A 21,512-nucleotide genomic window follows, 5' to 3' on the forward strand; every position below is an offset into this window, starting at 1 on the left:
GCAGGCGAGGAGCCCGCTCCGCATGTGCTCCGGCGCCGGCGCCTCGGCGACGACCGGCGGCTTCTTCGGGTAGAGCGGCAGGGCGAGCTGCCGGGCATGGAGCTGCAGGCCGGGTCCGCCGTGGCGCGGCGCGGTGCCGTAGATCGGGTCCCCGACGATCGGAAACCCCGATGCGGCGCAGTGGACGCGAAGCTGATGGGTGCGGCCGGTGACCGGCACGAGCTCGAGCCAGGCCTGGCTCCCGGACCGGCCGAGCACGCGCCAATGCGTCAGCGACGGATCGCCGGCGGGATCCGCCTTCATCCACCACGAGCGTGGATCGCTCGAGCGCCGGGCGAGCGGCAGGTCGACGCTGCCGGTCTCCTCCGTCGGGCCGCCCTCGACCAGGGCCCAGTACGCCTTCCGGGCCCGCCCGTCGGCGAACAGCTTGTTCAGGCGGGCGAGCGCCTGCGCGTGGCGCCCGAGCGCGAGGCAGCCGGAGGTGTCGCGGTCGAGCCGGTGCGCGGCCTCCGGGCGCCGCGGCAGGCCGAAGCGCAGCCCGTCGAGGTGGTCGGTCAGGGTCTCGCCGCCCTTCGGCCCCGGATGCACCGGCAAACCCGCAGGCTTGTCGATGACGAGGACCAGGGCATCGCGGTAGAGCAGGCGCGCGCCTATGTCAGGGTGGATAGCGGCGGGCGACGACATGCCTCCCGGCTAACGGTGCCGGGGCGCGGGAGCAAGGACGACATGAGCCAAGACGAGAAGCCGGGCTGGTTCGGCCGCCTGTTCGGGCGCAAGGGCGCGACCGAAGCCCCCGAGCCGCCGGCGGACTCGCCCGCCTCGCCGGCGGAGGGCCAGCCGGACTTCGCCACCGGCGCCGACGACGTGGCGCACGTGCCGCTGCCGCCGGCCGAGCCGTCGCCGGTCGACCCCGACCGCAACGCGGTGCCCGACGCGACCGAGGGCGCCGACCTGCAACCGATCGAGGGCGAGCCCGAGACGCCGCCGGCGGGCACCGCGGGCGACGACCCGGCCCACGGCGCGGGGCCGGCCGACGCCACCACCGTCACCCGGGAACCGGCGACCGGGACCGAGACCGTGACCGGTGCGGCGGCCAGCGCGCCCGACATCCAGCCGGTCGACGTCGCCGCCTCCCTCGCCCACGACGCCGTCAACGACGCGGCGCCGGCCGAGGCGGAGCCGGAGAAGCGCGGCTGGTGGACCCGGCTGACCTCGGGCATGAAGCGGACCTCCTCGGCCCTGTCCGACCGCGTCACCGGGTTGTTCACCAAGCGCAAGCTCGACGCCAACACCCTGGAGGACCTGGAGGACGCGCTGATCCAGGCGGATTTCGGCGTCGAGACCGCGACGCGGATCTCGGAGGCCGTCGGCAAGGGCCGCTACGAGAAGGGCATCTCCCCCGACGAGGTCCGGGCGATCCTGGCGACCGAGGTCGAGCGCGCGCTGGAGCCGGTGGCCAAGCCCCTGGTGATCGACGCCGCCAAGAAGCCGTTCGTGGTCCTGATGATCGGCGTGAACGGCGCCGGCAAGACCACGACGCTGGGCAAGCTTTCCCTCAGCCTCAAGGCGGAAGGGCGCTCGGTGATGCTGGCGGCGGGCGACACCTTCCGCGCGGCCGCGATCGAGCAGCTCAAGGTCTGGGGTGCGCGCACCGGCACGCCGGTGGTGAGCGGGGCGCAGGGCGCGGACGCGGCGGGCCTGGCCTTCGACGCCCTGAAGCGCGCCAAGGCCGAGGGCACCGACGTGCTCCTGATCGACACCGCCGGCCGGCTCCAGAACAAGGCCGGCCTGATGGCGGAGCTCGAGAAGATCATCCGCGTGCTGCGCAAGAGCGACCCGGAAGCGCCGCACGCCACGCTGCTGGTGCTCGACGCCACCGTCGGCCAGAACGCGCTGTCGCAGGTCGAGCTGTTCTCCGAGGCCGCGCCGGTCTCGGGCCTGGTGATGACCAAGCTCGACGGCACCGCGCGCGGCGGCATCCTGATCGCGCTCGCCGCGAAGTTCGGCCTACCGGTCCACTTCATCGGCGTCGGCGAGGGCGTCGACGACCTGGAGCCGTTCGCGGCACGGGACTTCGCGCGGGCGATCGCGGGGTTGGAGAAGGGCTGAGGCCGATCGCCTCCGGTAGACCTCACCATTCCCCGTCGATAGAGACGCCCTGACGTGACGGACCGTTCGGGGACGTGACGGACCGCTCGGATTCACTGGCCAGACGCATGCAGATCGAATCCGTCCCCCCGCACCGCCACCTGCCGCCGGCCCTGAAGCTCGCCCTGGAGATGGGGCCGCTGGTGATCTTCTTCCTCGGCAACGCCTATGCCGAGCGCTTCGGCGTCGCCGCCGATCAGAAGCTGTTCGTGGCGACCGGGGTGTTCATCGCGGCGACGGTGCTGGCGCTCGCCGTGCACTTCGCCCTGGTGCGCCGGCTGCCGATCATGCCGATGGTCTCGGGCGTGGTGGTGGTCGTGTTCGGCGGGTTGACCCTCTATCTGCAGGACAAGACCTTCATCATGGTGAAGCCCACCATCGTGAACACCCTGTTCGGCCTGGTGCTGCTCGGCGGGCTCGCCTTCGGCAAGTCCCTGCTCTCGGTGGTGCTCGACTCGGTGTTCTCGCTCACCGAGGAGGGATGGCGGAAGCTGACCTTCCGCTGGGGCCTGTTCTTCCTCGCGCTGGCACTGATCAACGAGGTGGTGTGGCGGACCCAAAGCGAGGATTTCTGGGTGAACTTTAAGGTCTTCGGCATCATGCCGCTGACCGTGGTGTTCGCGCTGGCCCAGACGCCCCTGCTCGCCCGCTACGAGCGCAAGAAGACCGACGCGTGAATCGGGCGCAAGCCGAACCGGCGCCGCCGGCTCGGCGGACGGCCCGCCCGGGCCGGTGCGGACCGTCCCTTCCTACTTCGCGGCCACCTTCCCGGCCGCCCGGATCTTGGCGATCACGTCCGCGAGGTTCTCTGGCGTGACGATGCCGACGAGCTTGTCGCGGATCACGCCGTCCGGGCCGATGATGAAGGTCTCGGGCACGCCGTAGACCCCGAAATCGATGCCGACGCGGCCGGTTTCGTCGTGGCCCACCGCCTGGAACGGGACGCCGTTCTTGGCGAGGAAGCGGCGCCCGTTCTCGGCCGCGTCCTTGTAGTCGATCCCGACGAGCCGGATGCCGGGCTCGCGCGCCAGCCGCATCAGCATCGGATGCTCGACCTGGCACGGCGCGCACCACGAGGCCCAGACGTTGAGCACCGTGACGCCGCCCTTCAGGTCGGCGCTCGACAGGCCCGGCACCGGCTTGCCGTCCGCGGTCAGGCCGGGCACCGCCGGGAGCGCGAAGCTCGGCACCGGCTTGCCGATCAGCGCGGAGGGGAGGGCGGCCGGATCGACGCCGGAGCGCAGGCGCAGGAAGAACACGCCGGCCAGCACCGCGAAGGCCAGCACCGGGACGACGACGAGGAGCGAGCGGCGGACCGGCTCCGGAGGGGCCTCGACGCTCACCGGCGATCCTCCGGCTGAAGCTGGGCCAGCGCCCGCCTCTGCGCCCGCCGGTCGCGGATCGCGTTGAGGACGAGGGCCGCCATCACCAGGGCGGTGAACGCGTAGGAGGCGAGGATGAAGCCGCCGTGGCTGCCGAGGTCGAAGGTCATGGGTTCAGGCGATCCGGATCGGTTTCATGCGTGGGCCGCCCGCTCGAGGGCGGCGACGTCCAGCTTGATCATGCCCTGCATGGCCGAGAAGACCCGGGCCGACACGGCGGGATCCGGGTCGGCCAGGAAGCGGGGAAGCACCTCCGGCACGACCTGCCAGGGAATGCCCCAGCGGTCGCGGAGCCAGCCGCACATGATCGCGGTGCCGCCGTCGGCGGTCAGGCCCGCCCAGAGCCGGTCGACCTCAGCCTGATCGGCGCAGGAGACGGAGATCGACGCCGCCGTGCCGTACTCGACCGGCGTACCGCCGTTCAGCGCCTGGAAGCTCTGGCCGCCGAGGGTGAACGCGACGAGGATCACGTCGCCCGCGGCGCCGCCCGGCCACGCGCTCGGCGCGCGCTGGATGTGATCGATGCGGGAATCGGGCACGAGCCCGACATAGCGGCGCACCGCCGCCTCCGCATCGGTGCCGAACCAGAGGCAGGTTCTCACCGTCTTCATGGGCCGCGTCTCCTTCCGGGATGCGGGGCGCGCCGCACGCGGACGCGTCTCGCGATCAGACGGCCTGGCCGAGCGGCAGGTCGCGCCCGGCGTCCGAGGTCGTCACGGTCGAACCGGCATCGAGGCGCTCGGCCTCGCGGATCGTCAGGGTCCGCACGCGCCGGCGCATGATCTCGGTCCGCATGGCATAGAGGTGCAGGGTGGTGCCGCCGAGGGTGGCGGCGCCGATCATCACCAGCAACGGGTAGAGCATCGACGGGTCGATGGTCGAGCCGCCCATGCGCAGGATCGAGGCCGGCTGGTGCAGGGTCGACCACCAGTTCACCGAGAACTTGATGATCGGCAGGTTGATCGCGCCGACGAGCGTCAGGATCGCGACGGAGCGGGCGGCCCGGTTCGGGTCCTCCATCGTCCGCCACAGGGCGATGATGCCGCAGTAGATCAGGAACAGGATCAGCATCGAGGTGAGCCGCGCGTCCCAGACCCAGTAGGTGCCCCACATCGGCTTGCCCCAGAGCGAGCCGGTGACGAGGCAGATCAGGGTGAAGGCCGCCCCAATCGGCGCGGCGGCGCGCTGCGCCACGTCGGCGAGCGGATGGCGCCAGACCAGGGTGCCGATCGCCGACAGGCTCATCGACGCGTAGAAGAACACCCCAAGCCAGGCCGCCGGCACGTGGATGAACATGATCCGCACGGTCTCGCCCTGCTGGTAGTCGGGCGGGGCGACGAACCAAGACAGGTAGAGCCCGAGCGCGAGGATCGCGGTCGAGATCGCGGCGAGCCACGGCACCAGCGTGCCGGACCAGCGCATGAAGTGACTCGGGTTGGACAGGCGCGTCCACAGGGGCGTCGACATGGGCGATGTCTTAGCCCGGGGTGCGGTGCAGCGGCAATGCGCACGTCTGGCGCAGCCTCGCTCGGCGCGGGCACCGGCGGCATGAGCCCTCAACGCGCGCAGGCGTCGATGTCGCCGCATGCGCCGCCCGGTGAGCCCGGTCGGCGGACGCAGCGGTCGATCAATCACCCCTGGAGGCCGCCGATCCGTCGTGCGGCGTCGCAGGGTGGAACGGTCACTCGCACTCGGAGAGGACGAGCTTGCAGCTGGGGCACTTGTCGAAGGCCATCTCCTTGGCGGCGGCCTCGGTCCGGCCCCAGCCCACGCCGTAGGTGGTGCGATTGGAGACGTAGGCGCCGCAGGCGTCGAAGCGGGCGACGACCTTGCAGTTGTCGTTGCCCATCTTGGCGCATTGGCGCATCGCGGCGGCGCCCGCGGCCTCGCGCGAATCGCCCCAGCCGATGCCGTAGCCCTCGTCGCCGGCCTTCTGGCCCTCCTCGGTGTCCACGGCGAAGGCGCCGGCCGCGGCGGCGGGAGCGGTCGCGAGGAGCGCCAGGAGCAGCGCGGACATCAGGGTCTTCATCGTTACGTCCCCATCGAGCTTGACAGGGCGGCCGAACCCTTCGCGCCGCCGCTGCCAGCCGTCTGTTAAGGCAGGGCGGCGCAAAGGAAATTGCACGACCGTTCCGATCTCTTGCGCGAGCGTCCCGCCCTCATTCCGACCAGCGCAGGGCCGCCGCCGCCGCGAAGGTGCCGACCAGCGCGGCGATCAGGCTGAGGCCGGACAGGATCATCAGCGGGGTGGCGAAGGGGACGGTGCCGCCGAGGGCCGACTGCGCGGCCGAGACGCCGAAGATCAGCGTCGGGATCATCAAGGGCAGCACCAGCACGGCGAGGATCAAGCCGCCCCGGCGGATCGAGGCGGTGAGCGCCGCGCCGACCGCGCCGACGAAGGTCAGCGCCGGCGTGCCGACGAGCAGCGTCAGGGCGGTCGCGGCCATGGCGGTCCCGTCGAGCGCGACGAGCAGGCCGAACAGCGGCGAGGCCAGCGCCAGGGGCAGCCCGGTGGTGATCCAGTGCGCGATCACCTTGGCCAGCACCACGAGCTCGAGCGGCACCGGCGCGGCGGTCATCAGGTCCAGCGAGCCGTCCTCCTCGTCGGCCTGAAACAGCCGGTCGAGGCCGATCAGCGTCGCCAGCACCGCCGAGAGCCAGAGGATGGCCGGGCCGATCCGCGAAAGCAGGTTGAGGTCCGGCCCGAGGGCGAACGGCACCAGCGCCACGATCATCAGGAAGAAGACCAGCGACAGCATGCCCGACCCGCCGACGCGGGAGGCCAGCGTCAGGTCGCGGGCGACGAGGGCTGCGAGGATGCGGATCACGCCCACGCCTCCTCCGCGTCGTCCGCCGGCTCGGGCGCCCGCGGAGCGGCCTGCGCGATGTGGAGGTTGCGCGCGTCCTCGAGCCCGAGGGCCTGGTGGGTGGCGGCGATGACGAGGCCGCCGGCCGCCCGGTGCTCGGCCATCAGACCGGCGAGCACGCCCTGCGAGGCGGTGTCGAGGGCGGCCGTCGGCTCGTCGAGGAGCCAGAGCGGGCGCGCGCAGACGAGGAGCCGCGCCAGCGCCACCCGCCGCCGCTGCCCGGCGGACAGGTAGGCGACCGGCAGGTCGAGCGCGTGGGCGAGGCCGAGCCGGTCGAGCGCCGCCCGCGGGCTCAGCCGCTTCGTCCCGAGAAGGCTTTGCGCGAAGGCGAGGTTCTCGGCCGCCGTCAGGCTGCTCTTCAGCCCGTCGCGATGGCCGACGGCGTGCAGGCACTCGGGCAGGGCCGCCTCGCCCATGTCGTGGACGGTGAGCCGGCCCGAATCCGGCCGCAGCCGCCCGGACAGGATCGCGAGCAGGCTCGACTTGCCCGCGCCGTTGCGGCCGGTGACGGTGATCGCCTCGCCCGGGCCGATGGCGAAGGTCAGCCCGGAGAAGATTTTTCGCCCCGAGCGGCGGCAGCAGAGGGCATCGACGGTCAGCCGCACGAAGGTTGCCTGTTCAGAGAATGAAACGCTTCGATCTACCGGTAGATCGCGCGCCGGTGGCCGATCCGTACCACGACGACCCTGACGGTCGCGTCGTCGATCGCAGCGATGATCCGGTAATCGCCGACCCGATATTTCCAGAAGCCGCCCAGCCGCGAACCTTTGAGCGCCTCACCGAGGCTTCTCGGATCGTCCAGGGGCGACAGGCGATCCCGCAGGAAACGGAGAATCCGCGCGGCGGCCTCACGATCGAGCCTATCGAGTTCGCGTTCCGCGGACCGTTCGAACTCAATCCGACAAGCCATGCCGATCCATCACCGCCTGCAGCGTGACGGTCCGGCTCTCGCCGCTTTTCAGAGCTGCGACCCGGCTCTCCGCGAGCTCGACGTCCTCGATCTCGTCGAGGTGGTCCTGGATCGCCTCACGCACGTGATCGTCCGCGCTGCGGCCGGTGCGTCGGGCCAGGGCGTCGAGGCGGCGTTCGATCTCCGGCGGCAGGTCGAGGGCGAGCATGGAAGTCTCCGAGGCGCGTCAGGCTTACGATGGCGGCGCGCATCCGTCCATTCTCGGCACCAAGCCCTCTTGCACGACGAGCCCATGGCACCCGCGCCGCCTTGCCCGATTGCGCAAGACGAAGGAGCCGCGCAACCTCACCGTCATCGGGCAAGCGGCGTTCCGCGATCGTGGGACGCCGGGACGCACCGCCGACACGGAGGATGTCGCCATGACCAAGCCGTCGCAATCCGCGAAGCTGCGCGTGAACGACCCGCGGGTCCGCACCGAAGCCGAGATGGCCCGGGATCCCGACGCGCTCGCCGGCCGCGCGATGGTGGAGGCGCGGGTCGCGCGCTGCACCGCGGACGAGCAGGCCGCGTTCTGGGCGGCGGTGCGGCGCTGCTTCGGCGGCCCGGCGCCGGAAGCCGCCGCCTGAGCCGGACGGGACCGAGGACGCGGGCGGACAGCCTCGCGGCACTGTCACCCGCGACCCGGTAGCGGGCAGATTCGAATCGTTCTATACGGTCCCCAGGCTGCGCCGCGCGACCTTCGAGCGTCCAATTCGCTCCTCGCGCACCCTCCTGCCCGGGCACCCCCGGGGCGGCGCGCGCTCCCTGCGAGCGCAGTCAGGCCGAACACCGGTTTCGTGGCGCGGGTTATGCCTGCGCGTGTTCGACAAACGCCAGCGAGGATCAGACCAGCCGTGGCTTCCATCGACAGCTTCAAGTCCCGACAGACGCTTCAGGCGGCGGGCAAGACCTACACCTACTACTCGATCCCCGAGGCCGAGAAGAACGGGCTCGCCAACTCCACGGCCCTGCCGTTCTCGATGAAGGTGATCCTCGAGAACCTCCTGCGCTACGAGGACGACCGTTCGGTCAGGAAGGGCGACATCGAGGCGACGGTCGCCTGGGTCGACAACCGCGGCAAGACCGAGACCGAGATCGCCTTCCGCCCCTCCCGCGTGCTGATGCAGGACTTCACCGGCGTGCCCGCCGTCGTCGACCTCGCCGCGATGCGCGACGCGATGGTGGCCCTCGGCGGCGACCCGCAGAAGATCAACCCGCTGGTGCCGGTCGACCTCGTGATCGACCATTCGGTGATCGTCGACGAGTTCGGCACGCCGAAGGCGCTGGCCGACAACGTCGCGCTGGAATACGAGCGCAACGGCGAGCGCTACACCTTCCTCAAGTGGGGCCAGTCGGCGTTCGACAACTTCTCCGTGGTCCCGCCCGGCACCGGCATCTGCCACCAGGTCAACCTCGAGTACCTGTCGCAGACCGTGTGGACGAAGCGGGACCCCGACGCCTCGGACGGCTCCGAGATCGCCTATCCCGACTCGCTCGTCGGCACCGATTCGCACACCACCATGGTCAACGGCATGGCCGTGCTCGGCTGGGGCGTCGGCGGCATCGAGGCGGAAGCCGCGATGCTCGGCCAGCCGCTGTCCATGCTGATCCCCGAGGTCGTCGGCTTCAAGCTCTCCGGCAAGCTGCCCGAGGGCACCACCGCCACCGACCTCGTGCTCACCGTCACGCAGATGCTGCGCAAGAAGGGCGTGGTCGGCAAGTTCGTGGAGTTCTACGGCCCCGGCCTCGACGAGATGGCGGTGGCCGACCGCGCCACGATCTCGAACATGGCGCCCGAATACGGCGCGACCTGCGGCTTCTTCCCGATCGACCGCAAGACCATCGACTTCCTGAAGGTCACCGGCCGCACCGACGAGCGCATCGCGCTGGTCGAGGCCTACGCCAAGGCGCAGGGCATGTGGCGCGACGCCCAGACCCCCGACCCGGTCTTCACCGACACGCTCGCGCTCGACATGGGCGACGTGCGGCCCTCGCTCGCCGGCCCCAAGCGCCCGCAGGACCGGGTGCTGCTCGACGCCGCCAAGCCCGGCTTCGCCGGCTCGATGGAGACCGAGTTCCGCAAGGCGGCCGACATTGCCAAGCGCTACCCGGTGGAGGGCGCGAACTACGACATCGGCCACGGCGACGTAGTGATCGCGGCGATCACGAGCTGCACCAACACCTCGAACCCGTCGGTGATGATCGGCGCCGGGCTGCTGGCCCGCAACGCGGTGGCCAAGGGCCTGCGCTCGAAGCCCTGGGTGAAGACCTCGCTGGCGCCGGGCTCGCAGGTCGTCGCCGAGTACCTCGAGAAGGCCGGGCTGCAGCAGCCGCTCGATGCGCTGGGCTTCAACCTCGTCGGCTTCGGCTGCACCACCTGCATCGGCAATTCCGGCCCGCTGCCGGCCGCGATCTCGAAGGCGATCAACGACAACGACGTCGTGGCCGCGGCGGTGCTCTCGGGCAACCGCAACTTCGAGGGCCGCGTGAACCCCGACGTGCGGGCGAACTACCTCGCCTCGCCGCCGCTCGTCGTCGCCTACGCCCTCGCCGGCTCGATGCAGATCGACATCACCACCGAGCCGCTCGGCACCGGCTCGGACGGCCAGCCGGTCTACCTCAAGGACATCTGGCCGACGACGGCCGAGGTGGCGCAGTTCATCGAGGCGAACATCACCTCGGCGCTGTTCAAGTCGCGCTACGCCGACGTCTTCACCGGCGACGCGAACTGGCAGGGGGTCGAGGTCACCGAGGCCGAGACCTTCGCCTGGAACGGCGGCTCCACCTACGTGCAGAACCCGCCCTACTTCGAGGGGATGCAGAAGGAGCCGGCGCCGATCACCGACATCCAGGACGCCCGCATCCTCGGCCTGTTCCTCGACTCGATCACCACCGATCACATCTCGCCGGCCGGCAACATCCGCGCGGCCTCGCCCGCCGGCGCCTACCTGCAGGAGCATCAGGTCCGGGTGCAGGACTTCAACCAGTACGGCACCCGCCGCGGCAACCATCAGGTGATGATGCGCGGCACCTTCGCCAACATCCGCATCAAGAACCAGATGGTACGCGATCCCGCCGGCCAGGTGGTCGAGGGCGGCTGGACCCTGTTCCAGCCCTCGGGCGAGCAGATGTACATCTATGACGCGGCGCAGAGATACGCCGAAGCCGGCACCCCGCTCGTGGTCTTCGCGGGCAAGGAGTACGGCACCGGCTCGTCGCGCGACTGGGCGGCCAAGGGCACGAAGCTGCTCGGCGTGCGCGCGGTCGTGGCCGAGAGCTTCGAGCGCATCCACCGCTCGAACCTCGTCGGCATGGGCGTGGTGCCGCTGGTGTTCCAGGGCGAGACCTCGTGGGCCTCGCTCGGGCTCAAGGGCGACGAGACCGTCACGATCAAGGGCCTCGCCGGCGAGTTGAAGCCGCGCCAGACCCTGACGGCCGAGATCACCGCGGCCGACGGCACCAAGCAGGAGGTGCCGCTGACCTGCCGCATCGATACGCTGGACGAGCTGGAATACTTCCGCAACGGCGGGATCCTGCCCTACGTGCTGCGCTCGCTCGCAGCCTGAAGCTCGGTTCGGGCGGCCCTCGGGTCGCCCGGCCTCACGACACGTCGTCGAGCCGCCGCGGGTCCGTCCCGCGGCGGCTCTTTTCATGCGGTGCGTGCCGGTCGGATCAGGCGGCCGCCTGCGCCGCGTCGAACGCCGCCGCGAAGGCGGCGCCGGGCCGCGCGGTGCAACGATCGACCCAGGCATCGATGGCCGGCACGCCGGGCTTGCCGAACCACGCGAAGGGCGAGTGCAGCAGCAGGTCGACCGCGGTGAAGCGGTCCCCGAGCAGGAACGGGCCGCCGGCGAGTGCGGAGGCCAGGCGTGCCCTGGCCTCCGCGCCGTCCCGGAACGTCTGCGTCAGGAACGGGTGATCCAGCCCGGCGGCCTCGACGACCAGAACCGGCTCCAGCACGCCCGCGTACCAGGCGAGCCACCCGAGATAGGCGCCGCGCTGCCTGTGCCCGTGGGGGACGGCGAGCCCGGCCTTCGGGAACAGCTCGGCGAGGTACTGCACGATGGCGCTCGATTCGCGGACCAGCGTGCCGTCGTGGTCGAGCATAGGCACCTTGCCCTCGGGATGCGGGTTGCCGGGATCGCGGATCCCCGACCCGTCCCTGCGCGGGATGGTCACCCGCTCGATCCGGACGTCGTCGAGGGCGTCGAGCTCCTTGAGCAGGGCGACGATGCGGGTCGAGCGGCTGTTGGGGGAATGGTAGAGCGTGATCACGGCGATCTCCTGCTGGCGGGTCGGCAGGGGATGGTCTAGCCAAGGTCTCCTGCCAGTTTCCGTCAGTTGCACGATGGCCCGAGCCGACCGGCTTCTCCGACTGCTCCACGCGATGCGCGTCCTGCCGGCGCCGGTGACGGCGGCCCGGCTGGCCGAGGAGACCGGGGTGTCGCTGCGATCGATCTATCGCGACATCGACAGCCTGCGCACAGCCGGCGCCGGGATCGAGGGCGAGCGCGGCTACGGCTATCGCCTCGTCGAGGACGTCGCGCTGCCGCCGCAGACCTTCGACCGGATTGAGATCGAGGCCCTGGTGCTGGGTCTCGGCGAGGTCCGCCACATGGGCGACCCGGCGCTCGCGGAGGCCGCCGCCTCGGTGCTGGCGAAGGTCGCGGCAACGCTGTCCGACCGGCGCGAGCAGCACCTGCTCCACGCGGTGTCGCAAGTCCGCCGCTTCGGGACGCGCTACCCGGCGACCTTCGACATGACGACGATCCGCACCGGGTGCTGGCGCGAGGAGGCGGTGACCATCCGCTATGCCGACAAGGACGGAGCGACGACCGTGCGGACGATCCTGCCGCTCTCCATCGTCTACCTCGACGACAAGATGACGGTGCTGGCCTGGTGCTGCCTGCGCGCGGCGTTCCGCATGTTCCGCGCCGACCGCATCGCGGCGGCGGAACCGGCCGGCACCAGCTTCCGCCCGCGACGGGTGGCGTTGCTGCGCAGCTACGTCGCCGAGCTCGGCCGCCGCGGATGATGCGGGCCGGGCGCGCCGGCCGGGCGATGCGCGTCTGAGCCAGAAATAAGAGCCGGCGACCGCGAATAGATTGTGCGCAAGGGTGTTTTGCGGCCGCCGCCGCCCCATAACCCTCCGACCACAACCGGGAGATGCCCCATGAAGACCCTGAATGTCCTCGCCCTTGCCGGCCTGATGACCCTGTCCGGCGCCGCCTTCTCGGCCCAGGCGCTGGAGCGCGTCCGCGGCACGATCGAGAAGGCCGACGGCGGCATGGTGACGATCAAGACCGTCGACGGCGCGACCGAGACCGTCGACGTCGGCGGCGCCAAGTTCGCCTGGGTGGTGAAGTCGAGCCTCGACCAGATCAAGGACGGCGTCTTCATCGGCACCGCGACCAAGGGCGAGAACCCGATGACGGCGCTCGAGGTGGTTCTGTTCCCCGAGTCGATGCGCGGCACCGGCGAGGGCCATTACGGCTGGGATTCGATCACCGACCACACCGCCGCGGGCGGCACGGCGGTGAAGAGCTCGATGACCAACGGCACCGTCAAGGCCGAGTCGGGCACGCCGCGCGTCAAGAGCGCGATGACCAACGGCACGGTGAAGGCCGACACGGCCGGCGCCTCCGGCACCAAGACGCTGACCGTCGGCTACGGCAAGGACGGTGCGGCCAAGACCATCGAGGTGCCGCCGACCGCGCCGATCGTCGCCTTCGAGCCGGCCGACAAGGCGATCCTGATGCCCGGATCGAAGATCTTCGCCGTGGTCGACAAGGCCGGATCGAAGATCGAGGGCAAGCTGATCGCCGTCGGCAAGGACGGCCTCACCCCGCCGATGTGATCCCGGGCGCCGGCGGCACGCGTGTCCGTGCCGCCGCGCCTGACTGATCATGTCCGAACGGCCGCGGGATCTCGGATCCCGCGGCCGTTCGCATGTCAGGGGGCCTTCGCGTCCGCGCCGACCGTGAACTCGCGCCACAGCAGCATCAGCGCCGCCATCACCGCCGGGCCGAGGAACAGGCCGAGCAGGTGGAAGGTCTCGACCCCGCCGAGGATGCCGAGCAGCACCCACAGGAACGGCAGCTTGGTCGTGCCGCCGATGAGCGCCGGGCGCACAAAGTGGTCGGCCACGAACGTCACGACGAAGCCGGCCACGGCCACGATCACCGCCGCCTTCACCGAGCCGGCGGCCACCAGCAGCAGCGCCGCGATGGCGATGGCGAGCGCGGCGCCGAACGGGATCATCGCGGCGACCGCGGTGAACGCGCCGAGCAGCACCGGGTGCGGCACGCCGGCGAAGTAGTAGACGATGCCCAGCACGACGCCCTCGCCGAGGCCGACGAGGACGAGGCCGTCGACCGTGCCGTGCACCGAGGCGACCATCTGCCGGCCGACCCGCTCGCCGCGCGGCCCGAACAGGCGGTTGCAGGCGACGAGGACCTGATCGCGGATGGTGCGGCCGTCGCGGAACAGGAAGAACAGCGCGACCAGGCTGAAGCCGAACAACACGACGCGGTGCACGACCTCCTTGCCGACGTTGCGCGACACCCCGATCACCGAATCGTTGTCGAGCCTGCGCAGCATGTCGGAGCCGGCATCCGGATGGCTGAGGTTGGTGCTCCACCACGCCGAGGCCTGCGCCGCGCCGTAGGGCAGGTGGTTGACGACGTCCGGCACGGGAATGCCTTCCTTCTCGGCCGCGCGCACGAAGTCGAGGACGTCGTGGGCCTCGCGCGCCGCCTGGATGCCGAGGACGACGAGCGGCGCGAGGAAGACGAGGGCGACAAGGAGCGTCGCGACAAGCGGGAGCACGACGTTGTGTCCGCCCGGCGGGAAGCGCCGCTCGACGCGCACGTAGAGCGGCCACAGCGCGATCGCGAGCACCACCGCCCAGGCCAGCGCCGGCAGGAAGCCGGACAGGATCCAGAGCCCGAGGGCGGCGAGCGCCAGCACCAGCACGACGCGGGCGACGCCCTGGCCCCTGGCCTTCTCCACCGGCGGAAGCGGCGGCGCGTGTTCGGTGCGAAGCGTCTGGTCCATCAGGCGGGTCCTCCGGCGCGATCCGCCGCGCGCTCATGTAGGCCGCCGCGGGACCTTTGCCATACGCGGAATCCGGGCCCCGGGGGCGGCACGGTTGCCGGGCCGGACCCCCTCGTGTAGAGGTCGCGGCCACATGACGGGGCGGCGCGCGGCGCCCTCCGCCACTGGGCCGTGCGGATGGGGGCGCCGCGTCGAGCACCGGCGGCGGCCCGTCGCACCAATCCCGATTCGGCGAGAACGCATGTCAGACCAGCCCAGCACCGGCACCGCCACCTTTGAGCGCGTTGCCGACATCATCGCCGACACCGCCGACATCCCGCGCGAGAAGATCACGCCCGAGAGCCACGCGATCGACGATCTCGGCATCGACAGCCTCGCCTTCCTCGACATCGCGTTCGCCGTCGACAAGGCCTTCGGGATTAAGCTGCCGCTCGAGCGCTGGACCCAGGAAGTCAACGAGGGCAAGGTCCCGGCCGAGGAGTACTTCGTGCTGAAGAACCTCTGCGCCCGCATCGACGCGCTGGTCGCGGAGAAGGCCGCCAAGGTCTGATCCCGGGGTCTCGGCACCGAGACCGGCACCGGCAAGACCCGGGCGGCGACGCCCGGACCGAACGACCCTCCGAAAGCCTGCGGATCGGCAGCCCATGCGCCTCGAATATTTCGAGATGATCGATTCCGTGGTGAGCCTCGACCGCGCCGCCGGCCGGATCGAGGCCCTGGCCCAGGTGCCGATGGAGAGCCCGGTCTTCGAAGGGCACTTCCCCGGCCATCCGCTGGTTCCTGGCGTGCTGCTCACCGAGACGATGGCGCAGGCCTCGGGCTACCTCGTGCTCGCGCACCTGAACTTCGCGCAGATGCCGTTCCTGATGGCGGTGGACAAGGCGCGCTTCCGCTCCTTCGTCGGCCCCGGGGCGACGCTCAGCGTCACCGCGAGCCTGGAGCATGACGGCTCGGGCTACGCCGTGACCAAGGCCGCGATCCGCCACGATGGCAAGCTCCTGGCCGATGCCGAGCTCCGCTTCCGCACCATGCCGTTCCCGGACGGGCTCGACGCGCTGATGCGCGCGCGCACCGCGAAGATCGGCCTGGTGATGGACGGGGATCCGGCGGAGGCCCCGGCAGGAGAACCCGCATGAGCCGCGCCGTCGTCGTCACCGGGATCGGCCTCGTCTCCTGTGCCGGCGAGGGCCTGGCCGCCCATCTCGACGCGCTCGCGGCCGGCACGCCGCCGCGGACCGACGCGACGACGTTCGCGCCCTATCCCGTCCACCCGGCGCCGGCGCTCGCCTGGGACGGTCAGATCCCGAAGAAGTCCGACCAGCGGCAGATGGAGGCGTGGCAGCGCCTCGGCGTCTACGCCGCCGGGCTCGCCCTCGACTCGGCCGGCGTGAAGGACGACGCCGCCTTCAAGCAGGCGCTCCACCTCGTGGTCGCGGCCGGCGGCGGCGAGCGCGACTACGCGGTCGACGGGGCGATCCTCACCGGCCTGCGCGATGCCGCCGATCCCGGCGCCTATCTCAACGAACGGTTGCAGAACGACCTGCGGCCGACGCTGTTCCTGGCGCAGCTCTCGAACCTGCTCGCCGGCAACATCGCCATCGTCCACGGCGTCAGCGGCGCGTCGCGCACCTTCATGGGCGAGGAGGCGGCCGGCGTCGACGCGCTGCGCATCGGCCAGGCGCGGATCGCCTCCGGCCAGATCGACGCGATGCTGGTCGGCGGGTCCTACAGCGCCGAGCGGCCGGACGTGATGGTCGTCCACGAGATGGGCGGCTTCCTGCGCAAGCCCGACTACGCGGCGGTCTTCGCCCGCGACGACGCACCCGGGTTCATCCTGGGCAGCTGCGCGGCCTTCCTGATGCTCGAAGCCGCCGAGACCGCCGCGGCCCGTGGGGCGCGGGCGCTCGCCCGCCTCGGACCGGTCGCGAGCGACCGCACCCGGCGCGCGCCCGGCAGCGTCTCGACCAGCCTCGACGCCCTGTGGCGGCAGGCCGGGATCGGGCAGGCGCAAGCGGTCGTCTCCGGCGCCACCGGCGTCGCGGCGATCACCGGCGAGGAGCACGCGCGCCTGTCCGCCCTGGCGCCCGACCGGCCGGTCCATGCGCTGGGCGACCTGATCGGCCACGGCCTCGAGGTGACGGCGCCGTTCGGGGCCGCCCTGGCCGCCGGGCTCGTGGCCGATCGCCGCCTGTCGGAGGTCGCGGTCACCGCCGTGGGCCACCGCCGCGGCGAGGGCGTTCTGCGCCTGATGGCCGTCTGAGCGGCGGCCGTCGCGACAGTCTCCCCGATGCGCCTTCGGCAAGGGTCACTCCCACCCGCCGCCTCATCCTGAGGCGCCCGCCTCGGCGGCCCTCGAAGGAGGCCTCCCGCCGACGCGCGATCCCTCAAGGTCTCCTTCGAGGTCTCCTTCGCGGCGGCTCGCGCCGCACCTCAGGATCAGGGGGGGGGATGGGAGTCGGCCGCCACGGGTCGGCCGCCACGGGTCGGCCGCTTCGTCCCTGCTTTCCGGTCCTACTTCGCCGCCGTCGTCAGCGGGCAGCCGCTGGCCTCGGCGGTGGCGAAGGCCTCCGGTCCGGGCACGGTGGCGAGCTTCCTGTAGAGGTCCCACTCGCCCTTGGATTCGGCGGGCTTCTTGACCTCGAACAGGTACATGTCGTGGACCATGCGCCCGTTCGGCAGCACCTTGCCGCCCTTGGCGAAGACGTCGTCGACCGGCATCGTGTGCAGCAGCGTGTTGACCGCCTCGGTCTCGTCGGTCCCGGCGGCCTTCACCGCCTTGAGGTATTGCAGCACCGCCGAATAGGTGCCGACGTGGATCATGTTGGGCATCTTGCCGGTGCGCTTCATGAAGCGCTGCCCGAAGGCGCGGGTCTCGTCGGTGAGGTCCCAGTACCAGCCCTCGGTGAGCGTCAGGCCCTGCGCGACCTTGAGGCCGAGACCCTTTACCTCCGCCAGGGTGAACAGCAGCGCCGCGAGCCGCTGCCCGCCCTCGACGATGCCGAACTCGGCGGCCTGCTTGATGCTGTTGGAGGTGTCGAGGCCGGCATTGGCCAGCCCGATCACCTTGGCGCCGGAGCCCTGCGCCTGGAGCAGGAACGAGGAGAAGTCCTGCGCCGAGAGCGGATGGCGGACGTTGCCCAGCACCTTGCCGCCCTTCGAGGTGACGTAGCGGGCGATCTCGGCTTCCAGCGAGTAGCCGAAGGCGTAGTCGGCGGTCAGCATGAACCAGGTGTCGCCGCCCTGCTGCACCAGGGCGCCGCCGGTGCCGACCGCGAGCGCGTGGGTGTCGTAGGCCCAGTGATAGCCGTAGGGCGTGCAGGCCTTGCCGGTGAGGTCGGCGGTGGCCGCGCCGGTGGTGATGGTGATCTTGCGCTTGTCCTTCGACAGGCCCTGGACCGCGAGCGCCACCGACGAGGTCGTCAGCTCCATGATCGCGTCGACGTTGTCGCGGTCGTACCATTGCCGCGCGATGCCCGACGCGATGTCGGGCTTGTTCTGATGGTCGGCGGAGACGAGCTCGATCGGCGTCCCATTCATCGAGCCGCCGAAATCCTCGACCGCCATCCGCGCCGCCTCGATCGAGGAGCGGCCGCCGAACTCGGCGTAGGTGCCGGACTGGTCGTTGAGGATGCCGATCTTCACGACGCCGTCCGAGAAGCCCTGCGCGGCGGCGGGTGCGGCGAGCGCGGCGAGCGCGACCGCCAGCGCGAGACGGACCTGTCCCTTGGTCATGCGTATCCTCCCGGAAGACGTGATCTTGTCGATCGGCCGCCGTTCGGGCGGTCCGGGGCGCATGCTAGGCGAAGGGCGGCCGCGCAACCACGGCGGGCGTCGCCCTCCGTGTTACGCTTTGCGCGGAGCTTCATTCTCGAGGAAGGGGCGGAGCGCCGCGAGGGTCGCGGCCGGGTTCTCCTCGGCCAGGAAGTGGCCGGACTCGATCTCGGCGCCGACCGCGTTCGGCGCCAGCGTCCGCCGCCACGCCGCGAGCGCCGTCTCCGGCTTGTCGCGATCCAGGTAGCGGCTGCTGGCGAGAACGAGGACCGGCATCGCCAAGGTCCGCCCGGCGGCGATGTCGGCCCGGTCGGCCGCGCGGTCGGGGCCGGCGCCCGCGCGGTAATCCTCGCACATCGCATGGATGCGCTCGGGCACGGACCAGGCCTGGGCATAGAGGTCGAGCGCGCGCGGGTCGAACGCCGAGAGGTCCTTGGCCGACGTCCAGCCGGCGATCAGCGTCCGGAAATAGCCGTCGGGATCCCTGCCGATCGCGGTCTCCGGGTTCGGGGCCGGCTCGGCGAGGAACGGCCAGTGCGGGTTGGCGCCCGGCGCGGCCTCGATCCGCTCCCACTGGACCGCCGTCGGCACGACGTCGAGCAGCGCGAGCGTCGAGACGCGGGCGGGCTGGTCCAGGGCGAGGCGGTAGGCCACCCGCGCGCCGCGATCGTGCCCGGCGAGCGCGAAGCGGACATGGCCGATCCGCTCCATCAGCGCGACGATGGCCCCGCCGATCCGGCGCTTGGAGTAGCCGTCGTGGGCCGGATCGCCCTCTGGAGCGGCCGACCAGCCGTAGCCCGGCAGGTCGAGGCAGATCACGCGGTGGTCGCGGGCGAGGTCGGGGGCGATGCGGTGCCAGAGCGCGTGGCTCTGCGGGAAGCCGTGGAGCAGCAGGAGCGGCGGCGCATCCGCCGGGCCGCCGACGCGGGCGAAGGCCTTGCCCCAGGCGGCCTCGGTCCACAGCGCCTCGAACCCGGGAAACAGATCGTCGCCACCGCTCGACATGGGCCTTGCTCCAACCTTCGCCGATCGCGACCCGCGGGTGGCGGCGTCGCGCGCCAGCGTCAAACGCGCTCAGGGGCGTCGGGCTCCGGCGGCGATGCGCCCACGCGCGGCAGGGAATGCGAATAAAATCTTAATCCCTGTCGTGGAGGGTCGCATCACGACTGATGGTGCCCGAATGCCCGTTCAAACCCTGGAAGAGCTCGCGAGGATCGACTCCGACTGGGTCTGGCAGACCGATGCCGCGCAGAACTTCACCTATCTGTCTCCCGAGGTGGAACGCTTCCTCGGCCGAACCGCCGGCGCGCTGACCGGCACGTCGCGGATGACGATCGCCGCGAACGGCGGCGACGGCAGCTTCTGGGAGCCCTACTTCACGGCGCTCGACCGGCGGCAGGCCTTCACCGGCTTCATCTATCCCTACGCCCATCCCGACGGCCACGTGCGCTGGTTCCGCATCAGCGGCGAGCCCGTCGTCGCGCCGGACGGGACCTTCTGCGGCTATCGCGGCACCGGCACCGACATCAGCTCCGAGGGCCAGGCGCGCAGTGCCCTCGCCGACGCGCTCGCGGAGCTGCGCACCTCGCACGCCAGCCTGGTGGAGCAGAACAAGCGCTTCGAGGCGGCGCTGAGCAACATGACCCAGGGCCTGTGCCTGTTCGACGAGGCGGCGCGCCTCGTCGTCTACAACCAGCGCTATTGCGAGATCTTCGGCCTGGCACCGCAGGCCCTGCGGATCGGGATGTCTCAGCGCGAGATCTGCACGATGCTGGTGGCGGCCGGCTGCTATCGCGGAGGCACCACCGTCGACGTCCTGTGCGAGGGCACGCGCCAGGCCCTGCTCGACCCGGACCCGAAGCCGATCCAGCGCGAGCTCGCCGACGGCCGGATCCTCGCCGTGTGCTATCGGACGATCGAGGACGGCGGCTGGGTCTCGACCTTCGAGGACATCACCGAGCGCCGCCGCAACGAAGCGCGGATCGCGCACATGGCGCGCCACGACGCGCTCACCGACCTGCCCAACCGCACGGCGTTGCGCGAGCACGGCCTCAGCATGCTTGGCAAGCCGCGGCGTGCGGGCGAGACCACGCGGCTCGCGATCCTCTGCCTCGACCTCGACCGGTTCAAGGCGGTCAACGACACGCACGGGCACGGCGCGGGCGACGCGCTCCTGCGCGCGGTGTCCGAACGGCTCTGCGCGCGTGTCCGCACCGGCGACCTGGTGGCGCGCCTCGGCGGGGACGAGTTCGCGGTGCTGCACCGCGTCGCCGACGCGGCCGGCGCGCTGGCCCTGGCCGAGCGGATGATCGAGCTGGTGAGCACGCCCTACGATCTCGACGGCTACACCGTCGAGATCGGCATGAGCGTCGGCATCGCCATCGCCGACGAGGCGGCCGACGACATCGACCGCCTGCTCAAGAACGCCGACACGGCGCTCTACCACGCCAAGGGCAAGGGCCGCGGCACCGCCTGCCTGTTCGAGGCGGCGATGGACGAGACCGCCGAGGTCCGCCGCGCGATCGAGCGCGACCTCGCCGATGCCCTGAAGCACGGGATGTTCGAGGTGCATTACCAGCCGCTGGTCAACCTCGACAGCAACCGGGTCACCGGCCTGGAGGCCCTGGTCCGCTGGCGCCATCCGGAGCGCGGGCTGATCCCGCCGGCCACCTTCATCCCGGTGGCCGAGGAGACCGGGCTGATCGTCGCCCTCGGGGAATGGGTGCTGAACCGGGCCTGCCGCGACGCCGTCGCCTGGCCGGGCGGGATCAGCGTCGCCGTCAACGTCTCGGCCGTGCAGCTGCGCTACCGCACCTTCGCGCAGACGGTGCTGCTCGCCCTGGCCGCGAGCGGGTTGCGGTCCGACCGGCTGGAGCTCGAGATCACCGAGAGCGTCCTGCTCGACGACACCGAGGCCAACCTCAAGACCCTTCACCTGCTGCGCCGGACCGGCATCCGCATCTCGATGGACGATTTCGGGACCGGCTACTCGAGCCTGACCTACCTGCGCCGCTTCCCCTTCGACAAGATCAAGATCGACCGGTCCTTCGTCCAGGATGCCGGGAAGGCGACCGAGGCCGGGGCGATCATCCGCGCCCTGGTGAGCCTCGGCACCAGCCTCGGCATCACCACGCTGGTCGAGGGCATCGAGACCGAGGAACAGCTCGCCGCCGTCCGGGCCGAGGGCTGCCAGGAGATGCAGGGCTTCCTGTTCAGCCGGCCGCGCACGGCCGACGAGATCACGGCGATGCTGACGGCCGCGCGCGACGAAGCCGCCGCAGCCTGAGACCAGCATATACAACTCCGGATTGTATTTACATCTTTCCTTAAGCCGAAACC

General features: G+C 71.3%; 24 protein-coding genes. 10 read left to right on the top strand and 14 right to left on the bottom strand.

What is annotated here, in order from left to right:
- Positions 1–684: RluA family pseudouridine synthase (locus MKK68_RS17345; protein WP_244031805.1), on the bottom strand; the 684-nt coding region annotated here is incomplete at its 3' end.
- Between the two features lie 42 nt (positions 685–726).
- On the opposite strand from MKK68_RS17345, the gene ftsY reads away from it, so the two are divergent.
- Together ftsY and MKK68_RS17355 are read left to right on the top strand one after the other, a co-directional pair.
- Positions 727–2,109, top strand: a complete 1,383-nt coding sequence (ftsY, locus tag MKK68_RS17350) for a signal recognition particle-docking protein FtsY (protein ID WP_244031807.1) — start codon at positions 727–729, stop codon at positions 2,107–2,109.
- Between the two features lie 107 nt (positions 2,110–2,216).
- Positions 2,217–2,825 (top strand): septation protein A, encoded by a 609-nt coding sequence (locus tag MKK68_RS17355; protein WP_147728612.1) that lies wholly within the window; start codon positions 2,217–2,219, stop codon positions 2,823–2,825.
- Positions 2,826–2,897: 72 nt separating this feature from the next.
- Here MKK68_RS17355 and MKK68_RS17360 read toward each other — a convergent pair whose 3' ends face one another.
- From MKK68_RS17360 to MKK68_RS17400, 9 genes are all read right to left on the bottom strand, one after another.
- Positions 2,898–3,491 carry a DsbE family thiol:disulfide interchange protein gene (locus MKK68_RS17360; RefSeq protein ID WP_147728613.1) on the bottom strand — a complete coding sequence of 198 codons (594 nt, stop codon included), beginning with the start codon at positions 3,489–3,491 and terminating at the stop codon, positions 2,898–2,900.
- A complete protein-coding gene (ccmD, locus tag MKK68_RS17365) occupies positions 3,488–3,640 on the bottom strand; it encodes a heme exporter protein CcmD (RefSeq protein ID WP_147728614.1) in 153 nt (50 codons plus the stop codon). The genes MKK68_RS17360 and ccmD overlap by 4 nt, the downstream gene beginning before the upstream one ends.
- 24 nt (positions 3,641–3,664) lie before the next feature.
- On the bottom strand, positions 3,665–4,141 hold the full coding sequence (locus MKK68_RS17370; RefSeq protein WP_244031809.1) for a VOC family protein: 477 nt from the start codon (positions 4,139–4,141) through the stop codon (positions 3,665–3,667).
- A gap of 55 nt (positions 4,142–4,196) precedes the next feature.
- Positions 4,197–4,997 carry a heme ABC transporter permease gene (locus MKK68_RS17375; protein ID WP_243937409.1) on the bottom strand — a complete coding sequence of 267 codons (801 nt, stop codon included), beginning with the start codon at positions 4,995–4,997 and terminating at the stop codon, positions 4,197–4,199.
- Positions 4,998–5,211: 214 nt separating this feature from the next.
- Positions 5,212–5,559, bottom strand: coding sequence for a DUF4189 domain-containing protein (locus MKK68_RS17380; protein WP_147728617.1), 348 nt, complete (start codon positions 5,557–5,559; stop codon positions 5,212–5,214).
- A 130-nt stretch (positions 5,560–5,689) separates the two neighbouring features.
- On the bottom strand, positions 5,690–6,358 hold the full coding sequence (gene ccmB / locus MKK68_RS17385) for a heme exporter protein CcmB (protein ID WP_147842503.1): 669 nt from the start codon (positions 6,356–6,358) through the stop codon (positions 5,690–5,692).
- A complete protein-coding gene (gene ccmA / locus MKK68_RS17390) occupies positions 6,355–7,002 on the bottom strand; it encodes a heme ABC exporter ATP-binding protein CcmA (protein WP_147842504.1) in 648 nt (215 codons plus the stop codon). Before ccmA ends, ccmB begins: the two co-directional genes overlap by 4 nt.
- A 35-nt stretch (positions 7,003–7,037) precedes the next feature.
- Entirely contained in the window at positions 7,038–7,307 is a 270-nt protein-coding gene (locus MKK68_RS17395) for a type II toxin-antitoxin system RelE family toxin (RefSeq protein ID WP_244031811.1), read from the bottom strand.
- On the bottom strand, positions 7,291–7,515 hold the full coding sequence (locus tag MKK68_RS17400) for a TraY domain-containing protein (protein WP_147842505.1): 225 nt from the start codon (positions 7,513–7,515) through the stop codon (positions 7,291–7,293). Before MKK68_RS17400 ends, MKK68_RS17395 begins: the two co-directional genes overlap by 17 nt.
- 211 nt (positions 7,516–7,726) lie before the next feature.
- Between MKK68_RS17400 and MKK68_RS17405 the strand changes: the two genes are divergently transcribed.
- Both MKK68_RS17405 and acnA read left to right on the top strand, forming a co-directional pair.
- The gene (locus tag MKK68_RS17405; protein ID WP_147727329.1) at positions 7,727–7,933 is read left to right on the top strand and encodes a hypothetical protein; all 207 of its coding nucleotides are present in this window, start codon (positions 7,727–7,729) and stop codon (positions 7,931–7,933) included.
- Between the two features lie 267 nt (positions 7,934–8,200).
- Positions 8,201–10,912, top strand: coding sequence for an aconitate hydratase AcnA (gene acnA, locus MKK68_RS17410; RefSeq protein WP_147727321.1), 2,712 nt, complete (start codon positions 8,201–8,203; stop codon positions 10,910–10,912).
- A gap of 106 nt (positions 10,913–11,018) precedes the next feature.
- Here acnA and MKK68_RS17415 read toward each other — a convergent pair whose 3' ends face one another.
- Positions 11,019–11,621 carry a glutathione S-transferase family protein gene (locus MKK68_RS17415; protein ID WP_244031813.1) on the bottom strand — a complete coding sequence of 201 codons (603 nt, stop codon included), beginning with the start codon at positions 11,619–11,621 and terminating at the stop codon, positions 11,019–11,021.
- A 73-nt stretch (positions 11,622–11,694) separates the two neighbouring features.
- Between MKK68_RS17415 and MKK68_RS17420 the strand changes: the two genes are divergently transcribed.
- Both MKK68_RS17420 and MKK68_RS17425 read left to right on the top strand, forming a co-directional pair.
- Positions 11,695–12,381 carry a helix-turn-helix transcriptional regulator gene (locus MKK68_RS17420; protein ID WP_243937424.1) on the top strand — a complete coding sequence of 229 codons (687 nt, stop codon included), beginning with the start codon at positions 11,695–11,697 and terminating at the stop codon, positions 12,379–12,381.
- Between the two features lie 138 nt (positions 12,382–12,519).
- A complete protein-coding gene (locus tag MKK68_RS17425) occupies positions 12,520–13,203 on the top strand; it encodes a metal ABC transporter permease (protein WP_243947635.1) in 684 nt (227 codons plus the stop codon).
- A gap of 95 nt (positions 13,204–13,298) precedes the next feature.
- Here the strand turns inward: MKK68_RS17425 and MKK68_RS17430 are convergent, their stop codons facing one another.
- Entirely contained in the window at positions 13,299–14,402 is a 1,104-nt protein-coding gene (locus MKK68_RS17430; RefSeq protein WP_244031820.1) for an AI-2E family transporter, read from the bottom strand.
- 241 nt (positions 14,403–14,643) lie between these two features.
- On the opposite strand from MKK68_RS17430, the gene MKK68_RS17435 reads away from it, so the two are divergent.
- The 3 genes from MKK68_RS17435 (at position 14,644) to MKK68_RS17445 (ending at position 16,662) form a co-directional block, all read left to right on the top strand.
- Positions 14,644–14,952, top strand: coding sequence for an acyl carrier protein (locus tag MKK68_RS17435; RefSeq protein WP_147727326.1), 309 nt, complete (start codon positions 14,644–14,646; stop codon positions 14,950–14,952).
- Positions 14,953–15,046: 94 nt separating this feature from the next.
- Complete coding sequence (locus MKK68_RS17440) at positions 15,047–15,538, top strand: 3-hydroxyacyl-ACP dehydratase FabZ family protein (RefSeq protein WP_147727327.1); 492 nt, start codon at positions 15,047–15,049, stop codon at positions 15,536–15,538.
- Positions 15,535–16,662 carry a beta-ketoacyl-ACP synthase gene (locus tag MKK68_RS17445; protein WP_243937427.1) on the top strand — a complete coding sequence of 376 codons (1,128 nt, stop codon included), beginning with the start codon at positions 15,535–15,537 and terminating at the stop codon, positions 16,660–16,662. Before MKK68_RS17440 ends, MKK68_RS17445 begins: the two co-directional genes overlap by 4 nt.
- A gap of 251 nt (positions 16,663–16,913) precedes the next feature.
- On the opposite strand, the gene MKK68_RS17450 is transcribed toward MKK68_RS17445, so the two are convergent.
- Both MKK68_RS17450 and MKK68_RS17455 read right to left on the bottom strand, forming a co-directional pair.
- Positions 16,914–18,134 carry an ABC transporter substrate-binding protein gene (locus MKK68_RS17450; RefSeq protein ID WP_147728415.1) on the bottom strand — a complete coding sequence of 407 codons (1,221 nt, stop codon included), beginning with the start codon at positions 18,132–18,134 and terminating at the stop codon, positions 16,914–16,916.
- Positions 18,135–18,245: 111 nt separating this feature from the next.
- Positions 18,246–19,178, bottom strand: a complete 933-nt coding sequence (locus MKK68_RS17455; RefSeq protein ID WP_147728414.1) for an alpha/beta fold hydrolase — start codon at positions 19,176–19,178, stop codon at positions 18,246–18,248.
- A gap of 175 nt (positions 19,179–19,353) precedes the next feature.
- Here MKK68_RS17455 and MKK68_RS17460 point away from each other — a divergent pair, with 175 nt between their 5' ends.
- Positions 19,354–21,459 (top strand): putative bifunctional diguanylate cyclase/phosphodiesterase, encoded by a 2,106-nt coding sequence (locus MKK68_RS17460; RefSeq protein WP_244031822.1) that lies wholly within the window; start codon positions 19,354–19,356, stop codon positions 21,457–21,459.
- The last annotated feature ends 53 nt before the right edge of the window (positions 21,460–21,512 follow it).

It is taken from the genome of Methylobacterium sp. E-016 (assembly GCF_022829745.1).
GTDB lineage: Bacteria > Pseudomonadota > Alphaproteobacteria > Rhizobiales > Beijerinckiaceae > Methylobacterium.